This window comes from Rhizobium sophorae (genome assembly GCF_013087515.1).
In the GTDB taxonomy this organism is placed as follows: domain Bacteria; phylum Pseudomonadota; class Alphaproteobacteria; order Rhizobiales; family Rhizobiaceae; genus Rhizobium; species Rhizobium sophorae.
In genome coordinates, this window is record NZ_JABFCN010000016.1 from 1 (window position 1) to 17,761 (window position 17,761).

At 62.1% G+C, this 17,761-nt stretch carries 10 protein-coding genes and 1 pseudogene; 7 read left to right on the forward strand and 4 right to left on the reverse strand.

Annotated elements, in window-relative coordinates; genetic code table 11:
• The 6 genes and pseudogenes from G9X64_RS09480 to G9X64_RS09505 form a co-directional block, all read left to right on the forward strand.
• A pseudogene (locus G9X64_RS09480) lies at window positions 1–69 on the forward strand (cytochrome c-type biogenesis protein CcmH); the annotation flags it as partial.
• Window positions 70–283: 214 nt separating this feature from the next.
• Window positions 284–1,879: a Do family serine endopeptidase gene (locus G9X64_RS09485; protein WP_168313557.1), complete on the forward strand. Its 1,596-nt coding sequence runs from the start codon at window positions 284–286 to the stop codon at window positions 1,877–1,879.
• 66 nt (window positions 1,880–1,945) lie between these two features.
• The gene (locus G9X64_RS09490) at window positions 1,946–2,701 is read left to right on the forward strand and encodes a response regulator transcription factor (RefSeq protein ID WP_376766393.1); all 756 of its coding nucleotides are present in this window, start codon (window positions 1,946–1,948) and stop codon (window positions 2,699–2,701) included.
• Window positions 2,698–4,107 carry a sensor histidine kinase gene (locus G9X64_RS09495; RefSeq protein WP_168313559.1) on the forward strand — a complete coding sequence of 470 codons (1,410 nt, stop codon included), beginning with the start codon at window positions 2,698–2,700 and terminating at the stop codon, window positions 4,105–4,107. The genes G9X64_RS09490 and G9X64_RS09495 overlap by 4 nt, the downstream gene beginning before the upstream one ends.
• 137 nt (window positions 4,108–4,244) lie before the next feature.
• Window positions 4,245–7,202, forward strand: a complete 2,958-nt coding sequence (locus G9X64_RS09500; protein WP_168313560.1) for a bifunctional [glutamine synthetase] adenylyltransferase/[glutamine synthetase]-adenylyl-L-tyrosine phosphorylase — start codon at window positions 4,245–4,247, stop codon at window positions 7,200–7,202.
• A 100-nt stretch (window positions 7,203–7,302) separates the two neighbouring features.
• Complete coding sequence (locus G9X64_RS09505; RefSeq protein ID WP_171376482.1) at window positions 7,303–7,953, forward strand: glutathione S-transferase family protein; 651 nt, start codon at window positions 7,303–7,305, stop codon at window positions 7,951–7,953.
• Between the two features lie 92 nt (window positions 7,954–8,045).
• Here G9X64_RS09505 and G9X64_RS09510 read toward each other — a convergent pair whose 3' ends face one another.
• Window positions 8,046–9,269: a cytochrome b/b6 domain-containing protein gene (locus G9X64_RS09510; RefSeq protein WP_168313562.1), complete on the reverse strand. Its 1,224-nt coding sequence runs from the start codon at window positions 9,267–9,269 to the stop codon at window positions 8,046–8,048.
• An 81-nt stretch (window positions 9,270–9,350) separates the two neighbouring features.
• Complete coding sequence (locus G9X64_RS09515) at window positions 9,351–9,962, reverse strand: YceI family protein (protein WP_168316718.1); 612 nt, start codon at window positions 9,960–9,962, stop codon at window positions 9,351–9,353.
• A gap of 344 nt (window positions 9,963–10,306) precedes the next feature.
• Here G9X64_RS09515 and G9X64_RS09520 point away from each other — a divergent pair, with 344 nt between their 5' ends.
• Window positions 10,307–12,301, forward strand: coding sequence for a PhoX family protein (locus G9X64_RS09520; protein ID WP_171376483.1), 1,995 nt, complete (start codon window positions 10,307–10,309; stop codon window positions 12,299–12,301).
• Between the two features lie 185 nt (window positions 12,302–12,486).
• On the opposite strand, the gene G9X64_RS09525 is transcribed toward G9X64_RS09520, so the two are convergent.
• Entirely contained in the window at window positions 12,487–14,796 is a 2,310-nt protein-coding gene (locus G9X64_RS09525) for a PAS domain-containing sensor histidine kinase (protein ID WP_168309700.1), read from the reverse strand.
• Window positions 14,797–14,988: 192 nt separating this feature from the next.
• Window positions 14,989–17,637, reverse strand: a complete 2,649-nt coding sequence (gene pepN / locus G9X64_RS09530; RefSeq protein WP_168309701.1) for an aminopeptidase N — start codon at window positions 17,635–17,637, stop codon at window positions 14,989–14,991.
• Window positions 17,638–17,761: the final 124 nt, after the last annotated feature.

The following is a 17,761-nucleotide window of genomic DNA, read 5'->3' on the forward strand; positions in this document are numbered from 1 at the left end:
GGCAAGCCGACAGGAAGCCGTCTGACGGCAGACGAGCAGGCGAAGCTGAGCGAGCTGCTGAAGAAATAACCGACCGGGCTGAGCCGGTAGGCGAGCATTTCCGACCGCGTCCAGGCCGCCCAGATAAGCCGGCGGCACGTTTGGCCGGAAGCAAAGCTTGCAAACATTACCAACTTTTCATTAGCCGGACAGTTCGCAGTAAGGTGCGGCGTCCTATATCTTTAGTCATCGACTGATCCGGCGTCGCCGGTCTGAAGATTTAAGAACAAGAGAAGGTGCTCCAATGCTCAAGAATTTCAACGGACGTCCGTCCCTCGCCACTGTGCTCAAGGCTTCTACCGTCGCCGGTATCGCAGCCGCTGTGCTTGCAACCGGCGTTCCGCTCGAAATCACCCGGTCTTATGCCGAAGCTGTTAAGGTTCAGGCGCCTGCCGTTCCGAGCTTCGCCAATGTCGTCGACGCCGTCTCGCCGGCCGTCGTTTCCGTCCGGGTCGAAAACCGCGTCAATCCCGTCTCCGACAACAACAATGACGGCTTCTCCTTCGATTTCAACGGCCGCGGCTTCGACGACCTTCCCGACGATCATCCGCTGAAGCGGTTCTTCAAGCAGTTCGGCCAGGATCCGAATGATCAGCAGGGCCATTCCAGGCGCTTCGGCCAGAACGGCCCGAATGGCGGTCCGAATGGTCCGGGCGGCAAGGGTCGCCTCCGCCCCGTCGCCCAGGGTTCCGGCTTCTTCATCTCCGAGGATGGCTATATCGTCACCAACAATCACGTCGTTTCCGATGGCCAGGCCTTCGTCGCGGTCATGAATGACGGGACCGAACTCGATGCCAAGCTGATCGGCAAGGATCCGCGCACCGACCTCGCCGTGCTGAAGGTCGACGGCAAGGGCAAGAAGTTCACCTACGTCAACTGGGCCGACGACAACAACGTCCGAGTCGGCGACTGGGTCGTTGCCGTCGGCAACCCCTTCGGCCTCGGCGGCACGGTCACAGCCGGTATTGTCTCGGCCCGCGGCCGCGATATCGGCTCCGGTCCTTATGACGATTACCTGCAGGTGGATGCCGCGGTGAACCGCGGCAACTCCGGCGGCCCGACCTTTAACCTCAGCGGCGAAGTCGTCGGCATCAACACCGCGATCTTCTCGCCGTCGGGCGGCAGCGTCGGCATCGCCTTCGCCATTCCCGCCTCGACCGCCAAGGATGTCGTCGCCGATCTGATGAAGGACGGCCAGGTCTCGCGCGGCTGGCTGGGTGTCCAGATCCAGCCGGTGACCAAGGATATCGCCGAATCCATCGGTCTTTCCGAGCCGAGCGGCGCCCTTGTTGTCGCCCCGCAGGCCGGATCGCCGGGTGACAAGGCCGGCATGAAGGCCGGCGACGTCGTCACCGCGCTAAACGGTGAGACGATCAAGGATGCGCGTGATCTTAGCCGCCGCATCGGCGCGATGCAGCCGGGCAGCAAGGTCGAGCTTTCGGTCTGGCGCGCCGGCAAGGCCCAGCCTCTCACCGTCGAACTCGGCACGCTGCCGATCGACCAGAAGGATGCGTCCGCCGATGACAGCAATCAGCCGCAGCAGCCTGAGGCACCGGCTTCCGAAAAGGCGCTTGCCGATCTCGGCCTGACGGTCGGCCCGTCGGACGACGGCAAGGGCCTGGCGATAACAGATATCGACCCGAACTCCGACGCCGCCGACAAGGGCATCAAGGAAGGCGAAAAGATCACTTCGGTCAACAACCAGGAGGTCTCCAGCGCCGATGATATCGTCAAGGTGCTGAACCAGGCGAAGAAGGACGGGCGCACCCGCGCGCTCTTCCAGATCCAGTCCAATGAAGGAAGCCGTTTCGTAGCGCTTCCGATCAACGGCCAGGGCTGATCATCAAGACAACTGGAGCCGCGCGGACGAAACTCCGCGCGGCTCTATTCTTCTGACCTTTGAAGGATGATCGCCATGAGCGCCGCCCCGCAGGAAGATGCTTTGAGCCTTGCCGAAACGCAGCCGGCGGGTAATGTCGGCCGCATGAAGATTCTCATCATCGAAGATGATCTCGAAGCCGCGGTCTACCTCACGAAAGCCTTTCGCGAGGCGGGCATCGTCGCCGATCACGCCAGCGACGGCGAGAGCGGTCTGTTCATGGGGTCGGAAAATACCTACGACGTCATCGTCATCGACCGCATGCTGCCGCGCCGCGACGGGCTTTCCGTCATCAGCGAGTTGCGCCGCAAGTCGATCCATACGCCGGTCCTCATCCTCTCGGCGCTCGGCCAGGTCGATGACCGCGTGACCGGTCTTCGTGCCGGCGGCGACGATTACCTGCCGAAGCCATATGCCTTCAGCGAGTTGCTGGCGCGCGTCGAGGTGCTCGGCCGCCGCAAGGGCACGCCGGATCAGGACGTCGTCTACCGCGTCGGCGATCTCGAACTCGACCGGCTCTCCCATGAGGTGCGCCGCGGCGGCAAGGAGATCCCGCTGCAGCCGCGCGAATTCCGCCTGCTCGAATATCTGATGAAGAATGCCGGCCAGGTGGTGACCCGCACCATGCTGCTCGAAAATGTCTGGGACTATCACTTCGACCCGCAGACCAACGTCATCGACGTCCATGTCTCGCGGCTGCGCTCGAAGATCGAGAAGGACTACAGCCAGCCGCTCCTGAAGACCATTCGCGGCGCGGGGTACATGATCAAGGATGAGGGATGAGCCGTTTCAAGGTTCTCTTCAAGTCCACAGCAGTCCGCCTTTCGGCACTCTATATTCTGCTTTTCGCCATCTGCGCCGCGACGCTCGTCTTCTATGTGACGGCGATGTCGGAGCGGCTGCTGACGGGCCAGATCCGCGACGCCGTCAGGCAAGAGGTGGAGCAGGTTCAGCGCGCCTATGATACCGGCGGCATGAACCTTCTCCTGCGAACGATGGAACGGCGTGCCCGCCAGCCGGGCGCCAACCTCTATATCATTGCCGGTCCCTCGGGCGATATTCTCGCCGGCAACGTCGCGTCGGTGCAGCCGGGTGTCTTCGAGGAGATCGGCTGGACCTCCGCGCCCTTCGGCTACCAGCGTTATACCGACAGTGGTATCGAGCGCCGCCACAAGGCAATCGCCAATATTTTCGTGCTCGACAATGGCCTCAGAATCCTGATCGGCCGCGACCTCGGCGACCCCGAGCGTTTCCGTCTGCTGGTGCGCCAGGCGCTGATGGTGGCCTTGGCGATCATGGGGCTTGGCGCCATCATCATCTGGTTCGGCATCGGCCGCAACGCTCTGAAACGCATCGACCGCATGTCGGATGCCAGCAAGAAGATCATGGCCGGCGACCTGTCGCAGCGCCTGCCGGTGGGCGGATCCGGCGATGAATTCGACCGCCTGTCGATGTCGTTGAATACCATGCTGGAGCGCATCGAGAAGCTGAACGAGGGCCTCCGGCAGGTCTCCGACAACATCGCCCACGATCTGAAGACGCCGTTGACGCGGCTGCGCAACAAGGCGGCCGATGCGCTGGATATCGCCGACGGCGAGGCGCGGCGCAGCGCGCTCGAAGGCATCATCTCCGAATCGGACCAGCTGATCCGCACCTTCAACGCGCTGCTGATGATCTCCCGCGTCGAGGCCGGCTCGGTCGCCGCAGAGATGTCGCCGGTAGAACTTTCGGCCATCGTCGCCGACAGCGCCGAGCTTTACGAACCGGCGGCGGAGGAGGCCGGGCTTGGCCTCAGCTCCAGCATCGAGCCGGATGTCGAGGTGCAGGGCAATCGAGAGCTGATCGGTCAGGCGATCTTCAATCTGCTCGACAATGCCATCAAATATTCCTCCGATACCGAAGGGGCTGGCAAGGTATCGCTGAAGCTCTCCCGCCGCCCGGATGGCATCTGCCTATCGGTTGCCGACCATGGGCCGGGCGTTCCGGCCGACAGGCGCGACGACGTGGTGAAGCGCTTCGTCCGCCTCGATGAAAGCCGGTCGAAGCCGGGGACGGGGCTTGGGCTTTCTCTCGTGGAAGCGGTGATGGAGCTGCACAACGGCCGGTTGGAACTCTCCGATACCGATCCTGACAAGCCCGAAAAGCGCGGATTGACCGTCAGCATGATTTTCCCCGCCAAGGCCGCCTGAGCTTTTCCGCCGAAATACGATCGGTTGAATCGTATATTGGCGGTTTTCCGCCAAGACCCTAGTTTAATGCCGGTCGAAGGAGGCGTTCCCGCGATTCTGCGGGGTCATTTCCTTCGGCGCTAAAGCAGGGAGAGCGCATGCTGACGAAATCGACGCATGGCCTGAAGGATGTGGCCGAAGGGCTGCTGCGTCCGCTGAACCAGACGGAGTTGAAGCTGGCGCTGGCCGACCTTCAGGAGGCCGGCAGACACGAGCCGTCGGTGGCCGCGATGCTGAAGACGGAGAGCCCGCTTCGCGATTTCATCGCGGCCGTGCTGACGCTGTCGCCTTATCTGCGCGAAATCGTCAATCTCGACCCCGCCATCCTCGCCGGCGCCGTTACCGAGCCGCTGGAGCCGCAGATCGAGGCGTTGGTCGCCGAGGCGCGGGGCTGCTGGCGGCCGGATGGCGAGGGGGCTGCACCTGCCGAATCCGTGGTGATGAGCAGGCTGCGAATGATCAAACGCAAGGTGGCTTTCCTCGTCGCACTCGCCGATCTCGCGCGCATCTTCGACGGGCGGGCGACGACGACCTGGCTGAGCGAGCTTGCGGAAGCTTCGGTTGCCGCCGCCATCGATCATCTGCTGCTTTCGGCGCATGAGGGTGGAAAGCTGCGGCTGCGGGATTTGGCGGCACCGAGCGACGGCTCCGGGCTGATCGTGCTCGGCATGGGCAAACTCGGCGCATCCGAACTCAACTATTCCTCCGATATCGACCTCGTCGTCTTCTTCGACGAACAGGCCGGCATCGTGCCTGACCCGGATGACGCGATCGAGGTCTTCCCGAGAATGATGCGGCGGCTGGTGCGCATCCTGCAGGAGCGGACAGCGGACGGCTACGTCTTCCGCACCGATCTCAGATTGCGCCCCGATCCCGGCTCGACGCCGCTGGCGATCCCGGTCGATGCGGCGATGATCTATTACGAGGGCAGGGGCCAGAACTGGGAGCGGGCGGCTTTCATCAAGGCACGCGCCGTTGCCGGCGACTTGACCGCGGGCCGCGACTTCCTGCGCGGGCTCGCCCCCTTCGTCTTCCGCAAATATCTCGATTACGCGGCGATTGCAGATATCCATTCGATCAAGCGGCAGATCCACGCGCATAAGGGCCACGGCGCCATTGCGGTCAAGGGTCATAACGTCAAGCTCGGCCGCGGCGGCATTCGCGAGATCGAATTCTTCGTCCAGACGCAGCAGCTGATCGCCGGCGGCCGCATGCCGGCCTTGCGCGGCCGGTCGACCGAGGAGACGCTCGGTGAACTCACCAAGGCGAAATGGATCGATGCGGAAACCCGTGACGAACTGACGGAGGCCTATTGGTTCCTGCGCGATGTCGAGCATCGCATCCAGATGGTGCGCGACGAGCAGACCCACCTGCTGCCGGAAACGGATGCCGACCTGAAACGCATCGCCTTCATGATGGGCTTTTCCGACACGCCGAGCTTCTCCGAACGGCTGGTCGGCGTGCTGAAGACGGTCGAGCGGCGTTACGCCCACCTCTTCGAACAGGAGAGCAGGCTTTCCACCGAGACCGGCAACCTCGTCTTCACCGGCCAGGGCGACGACCCGGATACGCTGGAGACGCTGAAAAAACTCGGCTTCACCAGGCCGTCCGATATTTCCCGTATCATCCGCACCTGGCATTATGGCCGCTACCGCGCGACGCAATCGGTGGAAGCGCGCGAAAGGCTGACGGAACTGGCGCCGCAGCTCCTGCGGGTCTTCGGCGAAAGCAAGCGCGCCGACGAGGCGCTGCTGCGCTTCGACAGTTTCATCTCCGGCCTTCCCTCCGGCATCCAGCTGTTCTCGCTGCTCGGCAGCAACCCGGCGCTGTTGTCGCTGATCGTCAACATCATGTCCTCGGCACCCCGGCTTGCCGAGGTGATCGCCGCCAAGCCGCATGTCTTCGACGGCATGCTCGATCCCGGCTTGATGGCCGAACTGCCGACGCGCGATTATCTCGGCGAACGGCTGAAGGGCTCGCTTGCGCAGGCCCGCCACTATGAGGAGGTGCTTGACCGGCTGCGCATCTTCGCCGCCGAGCAGCGCTTCCTGATCGGCATCCGCCTGCTCACTGGCGCGATCAACGGGGTGATGGCCGCACGCGCCTTCACCCATCTCGCCGACCTCATCATTGCGGCGGCACTCGATGCCGTGGTAGGCGAGATGCGGGCAGCACACGGCGACTATCCCGGCGGGCGCATCGCGGTCGCCGGTATGGGCAAGCTCGGCAGCTTCGAGCTGACGGCCGGTTCCGACATCGATCTGATCCTGCTCTATGATTATGACGATGCGGCCTTGGAATCCGATGGGCCCAAGCCGCTCGATGCGACGCGTTACTTCACCCGCATCACCCAGAGACTGATCGCCGCCTTCTCGGCGCCGACCGCAGAAGGTGTGCTTTATGAGGTCGACATGCGGCTGCGCCCATCCGGCAACAAGGGGCCGGTCGCCACCCGTATCAATGCTTTCGGCAAATATCAGCGCGAAGAGGCATGGACCTGGGAGCACATGGCGCTCAGCCGCGTCCGGCTGATTTGCGGCAATGAGAGCCTGATCGCCGAGGCGGAGCTTGTCGTTCGCGAGGTGCTGTCGGCCGATCGCGATATTGCCAAGGTGGCGCATGATGTCGCCGAGATGCGCGAACTGATCGACAAGGAAAAGCCGCCGTCCGGCCCGTGGGACCTGAAGCTCATTCCCGGCGGCGTCATCGATCTCGAATTCATCGCCCAATATCTCGCACTGATCGCACCGACTAGGGGCGTCGGCATTGCCGCCAACGGGATGAGCACCGGCGAGGCCCTGAAGGAGCTTGGCGAGCCGCTGATGGCCACCGCCGATCTCGACATATGCCTCGAAGCCTTCGCGCTTTATACCGGCCTTTCGCAACTGATCCGCCTCTCCATCGACGGCCTGTTCGATCCGAAGGACGCGCCGGCGGGCCTCGTCGAACTCGTCTGCCGCGCCGGTGACAGCCCTGACATCAAGACGCTGGAAGCGGAGGTGAAGCGGCTGTCGAAAGCGGTTCGGAAAATATTCCTGAATGTCGTGAAAGCCTGATCTCACATCAGATCGAACGACCACGAGGATTATCTCGAGCATGATCTGTCGGATTCTCGTTTAGCCGACCGTCTTCAGGACAAAGCTATGGAGAACACCAATGACGATTACCATTACCGCTTTTGAACGGTCGCCCGATCGCGGCAGAGGGCTGGCCCGCGACATGCGCGTTCGCTGGGCGCTCGAAGAAGTGGGCCAGCCTTACGACGTGCGTCTTGTATCATTCAAAGAGATGAAGGAACCTGCGCATCTCGCGCTGCAGCCTTTCGGGCAGATCCCGACCTATGAAGAAGGCGATCTCGCTTTATTCGAGTCCGGCGCCATCGTCTTCCATATCGGCGAGCGCCATGCGGGCCTGCTGCCGGACGATGCGAATGCCCGGGCGCGTGCGCTCACATGGATGTTTGCCGCGCTCAACACGGTGGAACCGCCGATCTTCGACCGCGCTCTCGCCAGAATCTTCGAGCGCAACGAGCCTTGGTACGAGCAGCGCCTGCATGCCCTCGAGGTCAGCATCCGCAAACGGCTGGACGGTCTTTCCCGTCGCCTTGGCGATGCCGACTGGCTCGACGGCGCGTTCAGCGCCGGCGACCTGCTGATGGTGACGGTGCTGCTCAGGCTGAAAGGATCGGATATATTGGACGACTATCCGAACCTTTCCGCCTATGTCGCCCGCGGCGAAGCGCGGCCCGCATACAAGCGTGCTTTCGCCGCTCAGCTGGCGGTTTTCACTGCTGCATCGACAAGCTGACAAAGGTCTGCTCCCAGACAACCGCACTCGGATCATTGGCGAGGATGACAGCTTCATCTACAAGGAACCGGGGGCGCCAGCGACTTTCCGGCTTAGCTCATTGGCCCGGACGGCGTCGCTTCGAGCTTGAAGGCTACGCGGATGACCTTGTCGAGCCATTCACCCTTTCCGTCATTCTGCAGACCAAGTCCAAGGGCCAGACGATCCAGCTCCGCCGTGCCGGCAACGATGGCCCGTCCCGCCCCGTCGCGCTGCATCGTAAACGGGACCGACACAGGCACCGTCACACCGCGGACAAGGACATTGCCCTTGCCGTAATAGGCCTCGCCCGCCGTTTCGAAATGGTCGAGCACAACCTCCACCAGCGGATGGGTCGCCGTCTGCAGGCCGTCGTCGCCGCCGATATTGGGCCTGACGAATGAATTATCGAAATCGATGGAGGCGGCGTCGATGACAATCCGCGCCTTGGCGGCGCCAAGATTGTCCGGATCGAATTCGATGAATGCGTCCCATTTTCCGATCGTGCCGGCAGTCGGCGTTCCGGAGAAATTGATCGTGTAGGTCAGTGCAGACTTCGTTTTATCGATCACCCAGCCGGATGGCGATGCTTCAGTCGATCCAAGGTCCGCGGCATTGACGGATGTAGTGCCGCCCGTTCTGGAGATCAACAGTCCGCCGCCGATAAAGCACAGTGCCAGCACGACGGAGACCAGCACGCCGATTGCGGAGGAGGGCATCCGGCGCAGCCAGCCGAAAGGTATCATTCGCGAAAAGGACGGCATCCGGTCTATCACCGAATGCTTGAGCGCCCCGGCCACATGCAGAACCAGAAGCAAACCGAAACCATAGGCCAGAATGACATGCGCATTCTCGGACGCGGCCTCAACTGTTGCGCGCATCGAGGCCGGAATGGGCAGATGTGGCCAGACCAGGGTATCGGAGAGAAACAGAAGGGTGGGAATCCCTGTAGAGGACGCCGACACCAGCAGCCAGCCGGTCAAAGGCACGACCAGCATCAGCGCATAGAACAGTGCATGGACGATGCTGGCCGCGGCCCGTTCCGCCCGTGTCATCGGCGCATGCGCGGGCGGCGTGTGGAACAGGCGCCAGGCGATGCGGGCGATCGTCAAGGTTAGGACCGCGATGCCGAACGTCTTGTGCCACTGAAACATCCCAAAACGCAGCGTATCTGGAACGCTCTCCACGCGGCTCATCAGAAAACCCATGGCAAGCTGGGTCAGGATGAGCGCAGCGATGAGCCAGTGCAGGATCATTGCACCCATACTGTAGGCCCGGACCGAATGTGTAGCTGACATGGGTGACTTCCAATCGTCGCAATGGGAGCGCAAAACAGCCGGCGCAACCCGACGATGTCGGGCTGCACCGGCAACGAACACCTACTGAGCGACAAACTCGGTTTCGATCGTCAGCTTGACGTCGTCGCTGACAGGACCCACCAAAGCGGCGACACCGAAATCGGAGCGCTTGATCACTCCGGTTGCTGAAAAGCCGACGGTCGGCTTCTTGGACATCGGGTGCGGGTTGAGCGCCGCGTTCAGGGTAACGTCGAGCGTGACGGGCTTGGTGACGCCGTGGAACGTCAGGTCACCGGTGACGGTTCCGGTCTTGCCGTCGTCCTTGACGTTGATGGCCGTGGAAACGAAGGTGATCTCGCTGAACTTGGCCGCATCGAAGAACATCTCACCGGCAATCTCTGCATTAAAGCTCTTGTCGCTTGCCGGATAGTTTGTGCTGACCGAAGCCGGATCGATGGTTGCCGTCAGTTTCGACTTCGTAACGTCCGCAGGGTCGAGCTCGAGAGTCGCGGAAATCTTGTCGAAGCGGCCAATATAGTTGGAAAGGCCGAAATGGACGACGCTCCACAGAACATTGGTATGGGTCACATCCGCCTGATAGGTGCCGGCAGGAACATCGATCGTCTGCGCATATGCAGTGGAGGACGCAAGTGCCAGGACACCGGCAACGAGGGCGGACTTAGTGGAAAACATTGATGATCCTTGAATTGTTTCGACAGCAGATTGCGTGCAGCATTTCCCTAGCGGGCGCTCAGCCCTAGCGAAACAGCGACAAACTGTTCGACATTTGTTGACAATCGGGGGAGGTACGGTAAGTCTCTGTTTAAAAAAGACAAATTTGCGGGATCAGGAAGGAGCAATGAAAAGTGAGGACGGCGTGATCGTCGTTTTGCGGTGCTTTTCTGAAAGGACGGTGCTGCCTCAGCCTTGTGAGCCGCCTGCTCGACATTTCGATGCCTGTCGCACACCTGTAATAGTGTAACCTTAGGTTAGAATGGCTCCAGACTTGGGGTAAATCTTAACTTGGAGGCGAGCCAATGAACGAGCATATTTCCCAGAAGATATTCCCGACGACGCAGCTTGAAGACGCCGATGGCGACGGCCACAACATGAGCGCCAATCCGACGATGGGCGAAATCATCGGCAAGCGCTTCTCGCGCCGCAATTTTCTGCAGGGCTCGCTTGCCGTTTCGGCGATTGCCGCAACTGTCAGCCCGATCGCGCTCATGAGCGCCGACGAGGCACGCGCCGCTGACAACGAGGGCTCCGCCTTCAACTTCTCCGAAGTGGAGGCCGGCGTCGACGACAAGCATCACATTGCGGAAGGCTATAATGCCGATATCCTGCTGCGCTGGGGCGATGCCGTGCTACCGGGCGCCCCCGAGTTCGACCCGACGAAGCAGACGGCCGATGCGCAGAGCAAGCAGTTCGGCTACAACAACGACTATGTCGGCTTCATTCCGCTCGAAGGTTCGTCCGAGCACGGCCTGCTCGTCGTCAATCACGAATACACCAACCCGCATCTGATGTTTCCCGGCCTCGTGCAGGTGGTTGACGGCAAGATCAAGCAGGGCGCGCTCAGCAAGGAGCAGGTGGATGTCGAGATGGCCGCCCATGGCGGCACCATCGTTGAGATCCGGAAGGTGGACGGCAAGTGGCAGGCTGTCATCGACGGCAAGTACAATCGCCGCATCACAGCCAACACGGCTATGGAAATCTCCGGTCCGGCTGCCGGCAACGATCGCCTGAAGACCAGTGCCGACGCGACCGGCACCCGCGCCATGGGCACGATCAACAACTGCGCCGGCGGCGTGACGCCCTGGGGCACCTACATCATGGCTGAAGAGAATTTCCACGGCTATTTTTCCGGCGCATTGCCGGAAGGCCACAAGGAAGCCGCCAACTACAAGCGTTACGGCGTTCCGGAAGGCGGCTACGAGTGGGCGAATTTCTACGACCGTTTCGATCTTTCCAAGGAGCCCAACGAGCCGAACCGTTTCGGCTGGATCGTCGAGGTCGACGTCATGGACCCGACGTCGACGCCGAAGAAGCGCACGGCGCTCGGCCGCACCAAGCATGAGGGTGCCGAGTCGATCGTCGCCAAGAACGGCAAGGTCGTCTTCTATCTCGGCGACGACGAGCGTTTCGACTATGTCTACAAGTTCGTGACCGACGCAGCGTTCAACCCGAACGACCGCGCCGCCAACATGAATCTGCTCGACAGCGGCACGCTCCATGTCGCCAAGTTCAATGAGGACGGCACCATGCAGTGGCTGCCGCTGATCTTCGGCCAAGGCCCGCTGACGGCCGAGAACGGCTTCACCAGCCAGGCCGATGTGCTGATCGAATGTCGCCGCGCCGGCGACGCGCTCGGGGCTACCAAGATGGACCGCCCGGAAGACGTCCAGCCAAACAGCGTCAACGGCAAGGTCTACGTCATGCTGACCAACAACACCCGCCGCAAGGCCGACCAGGTGGACGCCGCCAACCCGCGCGCGGAAAACGCCTTCGGCCATATCATCGAGATCTCCGAAAACGACGGCGACTTCACGGCCACCTCAGGCGAGTGGGAAGTGCTTCTGAAGTGCGGCGATCCGTCCGTTGCGGCCGTCGGCGCGACCTTCTCGACTGAAACGACCAAGAACGGCTGGTTCGGCATGCCCGACAACTGCGCCGTCGATTCCGCCGGTCGCCTCTGGGTGTCGACGGACGGCAACAACAACAAGGCCACCGGCCGCACCGACGGTCTGTGGGCCGTCGATACGGAAGGAGCGGCGCGTGCCACGTCGAAACTGTTCTTCCGCGTGCCGGTCGGTGCCGAAATGTGCGGCCCGCTCTTTACGCCGGATGACCAGACCGCCTTCGTCGCCGTGCAGCATCCCGGCGATGGCGGCGAGGACTGGCCGGATCACGGCCGCCCGTCCTATTACGAGGACCTTTCCACCCGCTGGCCGGACTTCAAACCCGATATGCCGGTGCGGCCCGCGGTCGTCGCCATCACCAAGGCCGGCGGCGGCAAGATTGCCGTCTGACAGCATAAAACTCGGTCGAGCCGCAACTATACGGCAGTGAGACTGCCAGGCAGCTGTGAAGACCAGTTAGGGGCCGGGATGAGCGCATCATTCCGGCCTCCCTTTTTCAAGCGACGCGCGGACGGTTTGGGCGTGGTCGCAAGGTTTTCGAGTTAGATAACAGCGATACGGGTTATGTCCGACACCTAGATATCGTCGGGAATGCGCAGCGAGATCACGGTGCCGACCGCTTCGCGTGAGCGGATCTTCATGCGGCCACCATGCAGCGAGGTCAGCGAGCGGGAGATGGCGAGCCCGAGGCCGGAGCCGCCCTTGCTCTTGGCATACTGGCTCTGCACCTGTTCGAAGGGCTGGCCGATCTTCGACAGCGCCGAGCGTGGAATGCCGATGCCGGTGTCGGCGATGGTGACGAAGACGGCGCCGTCGACGCGGCGGGTGCGCACCGCGATGCGGCCGCCATTGTCGGTGAACTTCACCGCATTGGAGAGCAGGTTGAGCAACACCTGTTTCATCGCCCGGCGGTCGGCCATCAATGTCAGGCCGGAGCAGATGCGCTGTTCGATGACGATGTTCTTTTCGGCCGCAGGCATGGCGGTGAAGCGCAGGCTTTCCTCGATCAGCGGTACGAGGTCGATGCGCTCGCAATGCAGCCTGACATGGCCGGCTTCGATCTTCGACATGTCGAGAATGTCGTTGATGACGTTGAGCAGATGCTTGCCGCTGTCATGGATATCGCGGGCATATTCGTCGTATTTCAGTGAGCCGAGCGGCCCGAACATCTGGTTCTGCAGGATTTCCGAGAAGCCGAGGATGGCGTTGAGCGGCGTGCGCAGCTCATGCGACATGTTGGCGAGGAATTCCGACTTCGCCTTGTTGGCGGCCTCGGCGCGTTCTTTCTCCGCCTGATAGTTGGCGTTGGCCGTCGAAAGCTCGGATTTCTGGATCTCCAGCGTCTGGCGCGAGGCGGACAGATCGCCGATCGTCGCCATCAGCCGGCGCTCGGATTCGCGCAGCCGCTCCTGATGGCGTTTCATCAGCGTGATGTCGGTTCCGACCGAAACCCTGCCGCCGTCGCGGGTGCGCCGCTCGTTGATCTGCAGCCAGCGCTCGTCGGCAAGCTGCACCTCCGTCGTACGCGAATAGCCGGAGCCGTCGGCATCGGAAATCCGCCGTTCGATGACAGGACGGGCAGCGGCGGCATTGACGGTCGAGCGTTCGGTGCCGGGCACGAGCACGCTGTCCGGCAGGCCATAGGCCTGCTGGAAATGCGTGTTGCACATGACGAGCCGATCGTTCTTGTCCCAGAGCACGAAGGCTTCCGAGGTGCATTCGATGGCGTCGGCCAGGCGCTGGTCGGCTTCTGCATAGCGCTGGGCGAGCCGATGCTGTTCGGTCACGTCCATGGCGATGCCGATCAGGTGCATACGGCCGGAATTGCTGCGGATCACCTGGGCACGTGCCCGCATCCAGACATAGTGGCCGCCGGCATGGCGCATGCGGAAGATCTGATCGACCTGGCCGGAAGCGCCCTTGCCGATGGCGCGCGCGATCTCGTAGAGCCCGCCGTCATCGGGATGCATCAGTCGGGCGGCTTCGCCGAAACCCATCGTCTTGTCGGAGCCCGGCAGACCGAGCATGTCGTACATCGAGCGCGACCAGAAGAATTCGCGGTTCTCGAAATCGAAGTCCCAGAGGCCGCAGCGGCCGCGCGACAGCGCCGTCTCGACGCGCAGGTTCGATTCCAGGAAGATGTCGTCGGCATCGCGGGCGCGCTTTACCTGCGTGTAATAGGCATAGAGGATGACGAGCAGGATGGAGGAGATGCCGGCAAACAGCGTGACGTTGAGCGCCAGTTCCTCGCGCCAGAGCCGGCCGATTTCGTCGAGCGAGGTGGCGGCGACGATATACCCGCCGGCATTGCCCATCAGTGTGATCTCGGCATAATGCGGCACGCTGCCGATCGTCGTTTCGATGACGCCGGCGCGATCGCCGAAGCGCCGGATCGCCGAGACCTCGGGGAAGAAATCACCGACATTGCTGCCCACATACGAAAGCCCGGCGGTGGTCGCGGCAAAAACCTTGCCGCTTGCCTGCACGAGCAACACGAAAGCACCGCTGTCCAGCCGGTCCTGCGGCAGGTATTTGGCGAGGCGGGCCTGCGCCCTGGTGATATCGCCGTTGTCGAAGATGTCTGCCGCATCGGCAAACACAGCAGAGGCGGTCGCCGCCGAAAGTGCGGTGGCATGGCGCGCCGAGGCCTCCAGCCGCCCGTATTCGCTCATCATGCCGAAGAAATGCGAGGCGGCGACGACGGAGAGGAAGGCAACGATCAGCGCCGGGATGGCTCGCTTCAAGACCAGCTCGGCCTTCGGCAGATAACGGAGAAGTGGTTCCGATGTCGCATGGCCCGAAAGGCTGTCGCGCCAGGCTTTCAGCCCGTCAAAATCGACACGCAGCCGTCCTCCGGCCACGGTTGCCCGCCGCACGTCCATCATCTCTTCGCCTTGTCCCTCATGTGATTCGCGCGCCGCTCGCTCGAACCTGAGCTAGAGAATCATGGGTGATTCGCCTTGTCCAGAGGCAAAGGTAAAAATCCGTTAACTAATTATAATCCCCGGCTTTTCGAGGTGATTCGAGGTGCTGGGCGACCGGCCGTCGAATTTTTCGTGGTGGCCGGTAGAATCAAATTACCCTTTAAGCGTGCGCTCAACAATATCGCGCACGTCGGTCGAAAGATCGGCGGCTCGCTCGATCTCGATGAGGGCCGAGCGGGCGTGATCGGCACGCACGGGTTCGAGCGACCGCCAGGAGCGCATCGAGGTGAGGATGCGGGCGGCAAGCTGCGGGTTGCGCCCGTCGATATCGAGAATCTGATCCGCGAGGAAGCGGTAGCCTTCGCCGTCGGCGCGGCCGAATCCGGTCGGGTTGGCAAAGGCGAAGGTGCCGACCAGCGACCGCATCCGGTTCGGATTGGTGCGCTTGAAGAGCGGATCGTCCATCAGGGCGCGGACCCGTCCCAGGGTTTTTGCGCCCGGAATGCCGGCCTGGATCGCGAACCATTTGTCGATGACGAGCGCATTTTCCGCGAAGCGGTCACGGAAGGTGGCGAGCGCCTCGCTCGTCTCCGCGCTGTCGGGAAAACGATGGGCGAGGATCGTCAGCGCATGGCTGAGATCCGTCATGTTGTTGGCCGCATCGAAGGCTGCCTTGGCGCGGGCCGGCGTCTCTTCGGCATGCGAGAGGTAGGTGAGGGCGCTATTGCGCAGCGCTCGCAGGCCGGCGCTTTTCGCATCCGGGTTGAAATCGCCTGTGGTCGTCATCGCTGCATAGAGGCCGGCAAAGACATCCTTTCCGGCATCGGCGATCTGTTTCAGGACCGCCTGCCGGCCGAAATGGATGGCATCGGGATCGTTGTTGCCGCCAAGTTCGCGGGCGATATCGGATTCGCTCGGCAGAGCTAGCGCCTGGGCGCGGAAGGCGGGCTCGAGGCTCTCGTCGGCGGCGGCCGCAATCAGTGTCTCGACGAAGGTCGCCTCGCAGACCACAGGCTTGCCCTCGCGGGCGTCGCGTGCCGCTTTCAGCAGGTTCGGCAGCGCGAGATCGGTCAATGCCTGCCAGCGGGCGAAATGATCGGTCTCATGGCGGGCGAGACGGGCAAGATCGGCCGGGCTCTGATCGAAATGCAGGTTGATCGGCGCCGAGAAGCTGCGGTTGATCGAAACGACCGGCCGCGAGCCAATGCCATGGAACACGGCCGTCTGCGTGCGGCCGGTGAGATGCAGCACCTCGCCGGCATATTCCGCGCCGTCGACCGAGGTCGGCTCGATCTTGCCGCCGTTTTCGCCAAACAGCGCGAGGCTGAGCGGAATATGCATCGGCTCCTTGCTCGGCTGGCCGGGCGATGCCGGGATCATCTGTTCGAGCGACAGGGTGAAGCTGCCGGCCGCCGCATCATAGCTGCCCGATGCGGTGACGAGTGGCGTGCCGGCCTGATGGTACCAGAGCGAAAATTGCGTGAGGTCGCGCCCGCTTGCATCCTCGAAGCATTTGACGAAATCCTCGATCGTCACGGCCTCACCGTCATGGCGGTCGAAATAGAGGTCCATGCCTTTCTTGAAGCCGTCCTTGCCGAGCAGCGTCGCGATCATGCGCGTGACTTCGCTGCCCTTTTCGTAGACGGTCGTCGTGTAGAAATTATTGATCTCACGATATGTCGTCGGCCGCACCGGATGGGCGAGCGGGCCGCCGTCCTCCGGGAACTGCTCCGACTTCAGGTGGCGCACTTCGGCGATGCGCTTGACGGCGCGCGAGCGCTGGTCGGAAGAGAATTCGTGGTCGCGATAGACCGTCAGGCCTTCCTTGAGGCACAGCTGGAACCAGTCGCGGCAGGTGATGCGGTTGCCGGTCCAGTTGTGGAAATATTCATGCGCGATGATCGTCTCGATATTGGCATAGTCGGCATCGGTGGCGATTTCCGGATCCGCAAGGACGTATTTGTCGTTGAAGACGTTGAGGCCTTTGTTCTCCATCGCGCCCATGTTGAAATCGGAGACGGCGACGATCATGAAGATATCGAGATCGTATTCGCGGCCGAACCTTTCTTCGTCCCACTTCATCGAGCGTTTCAGCGCGTCCATGGCGTAGGCTGCCCGCGGCTCCTTGCCGTGCTCGACATAGATCTTCAGCACCACCTCACGGCCGGACATGGTCGTGAACGTGTCTTCGACGACCCCGAGATCGCCGGCGACGAGCGCGAAGAGATAGCTCGGCTTCGGATGCGGGTCGAACCAGGCTGCGAAATGTTTGCCGGGGCCGTAGCCGGCGCCGCCGAGGAAGTTGCCGTTTGACAAAAGCAGCGGGTTGGCGTCCTTGTCGGCGATGATGTTGACCGTGAATGGCGCAAGCACGTCGGGCCGGTCGGGGAAATAAGTGATGCGGCGGAAACCCTCCGCCTCGCACTGTGTGCAGTAGATGCCGCCGGTGCGGTAAAGGCCCATCAGCTTGGTGTTGGCCTCAGGGTTGATGACGGTGGTGATCGTCAGTTCGAAGGGCGCGCTCTCTGGCAGGTTGCGCACTGTCAGGCTTTCCGGTGTTGCGTCGTAACGCGAAGGGTCCAGTTCCACCTGGTCGAACAGCAGCCCCGACAGAGTCAGTTCGTCGCCGTCGAGAACGATCGGCGCTGCCGGATCGCAGCCCGGGCGACGATGAAAGATCAGACGCGCCTCGACCTTTGTCTCCGTCGGGTCGAGTTCGAAGGTCAGGTCCACACGTTCCAGCACGAAGTCGGTGGGACGGTAATCTGCCAGATGAATGACCTGGCCGGTATCTGTTCGCATGGTGTTTCCTGAAGACCGTTATTTGATAATCGCGAATACAGAGGCGGGCGCACTCTGCCATAAATTTTGCCGGGGATGATTACATTAAAGTCTGAACTAAAGTTAAAGCAAATTGCCCGCGAAC

Coding starts and splice junctions, on each gene's coding strand:
- G9X64_RS09505 (WP_171376482.1), top strand. CDS start 7,303: ATGACGATTACCATTACCGCTTTTGAACGGTCGCCCGATCGCGGCAGA.
- G9X64_RS09500 (WP_168313560.1), top strand. CDS start 4,245: ATGCTGACGAAATCGACGCATGGCCTGAAGGATGTGGCCGAAGGGCTG.
- G9X64_RS09490 (WP_376766393.1), top strand. CDS start 1,946: ATGATCGCCATGAGCGCCGCCCCGCAGGAAGATGCTTTGAGCCTTGCC.
- G9X64_RS09520 (WP_171376483.1), top strand. CDS start 10,307: ATGAACGAGCATATTTCCCAGAAGATATTCCCGACGACGCAGCTTGAA.
- G9X64_RS09525 (WP_168309700.1), bottom strand. CDS start 14,796: ATGATGGACGTGCGGCGGGCAACCGTGGCCGGAGGACGGCTGCGTGTC.
- pepN (WP_168309701.1), bottom strand. CDS start 17,637: ATGCGAACAGATACCGGCCAGGTCATTCATCTGGCAGATTACCGTCCC.
- G9X64_RS09510 (WP_168313562.1), bottom strand. CDS start 9,269: ATGTCAGCTACACATTCGGTCCGGGCCTACAGTATGGGTGCAATGATC.
- G9X64_RS09495 (WP_168313559.1), top strand. CDS start 2,698: ATGAGCCGTTTCAAGGTTCTCTTCAAGTCCACAGCAGTCCGCCTTTCG.
- G9X64_RS09485 (WP_168313557.1), top strand. CDS start 284: ATGCTCAAGAATTTCAACGGACGTCCGTCCCTCGCCACTGTGCTCAAG.
- G9X64_RS09515 (WP_168316718.1), bottom strand. CDS start 9,962: ATGTTTTCCACTAAGTCCGCCCTCGTTGCCGGTGTCCTGGCACTTGCG.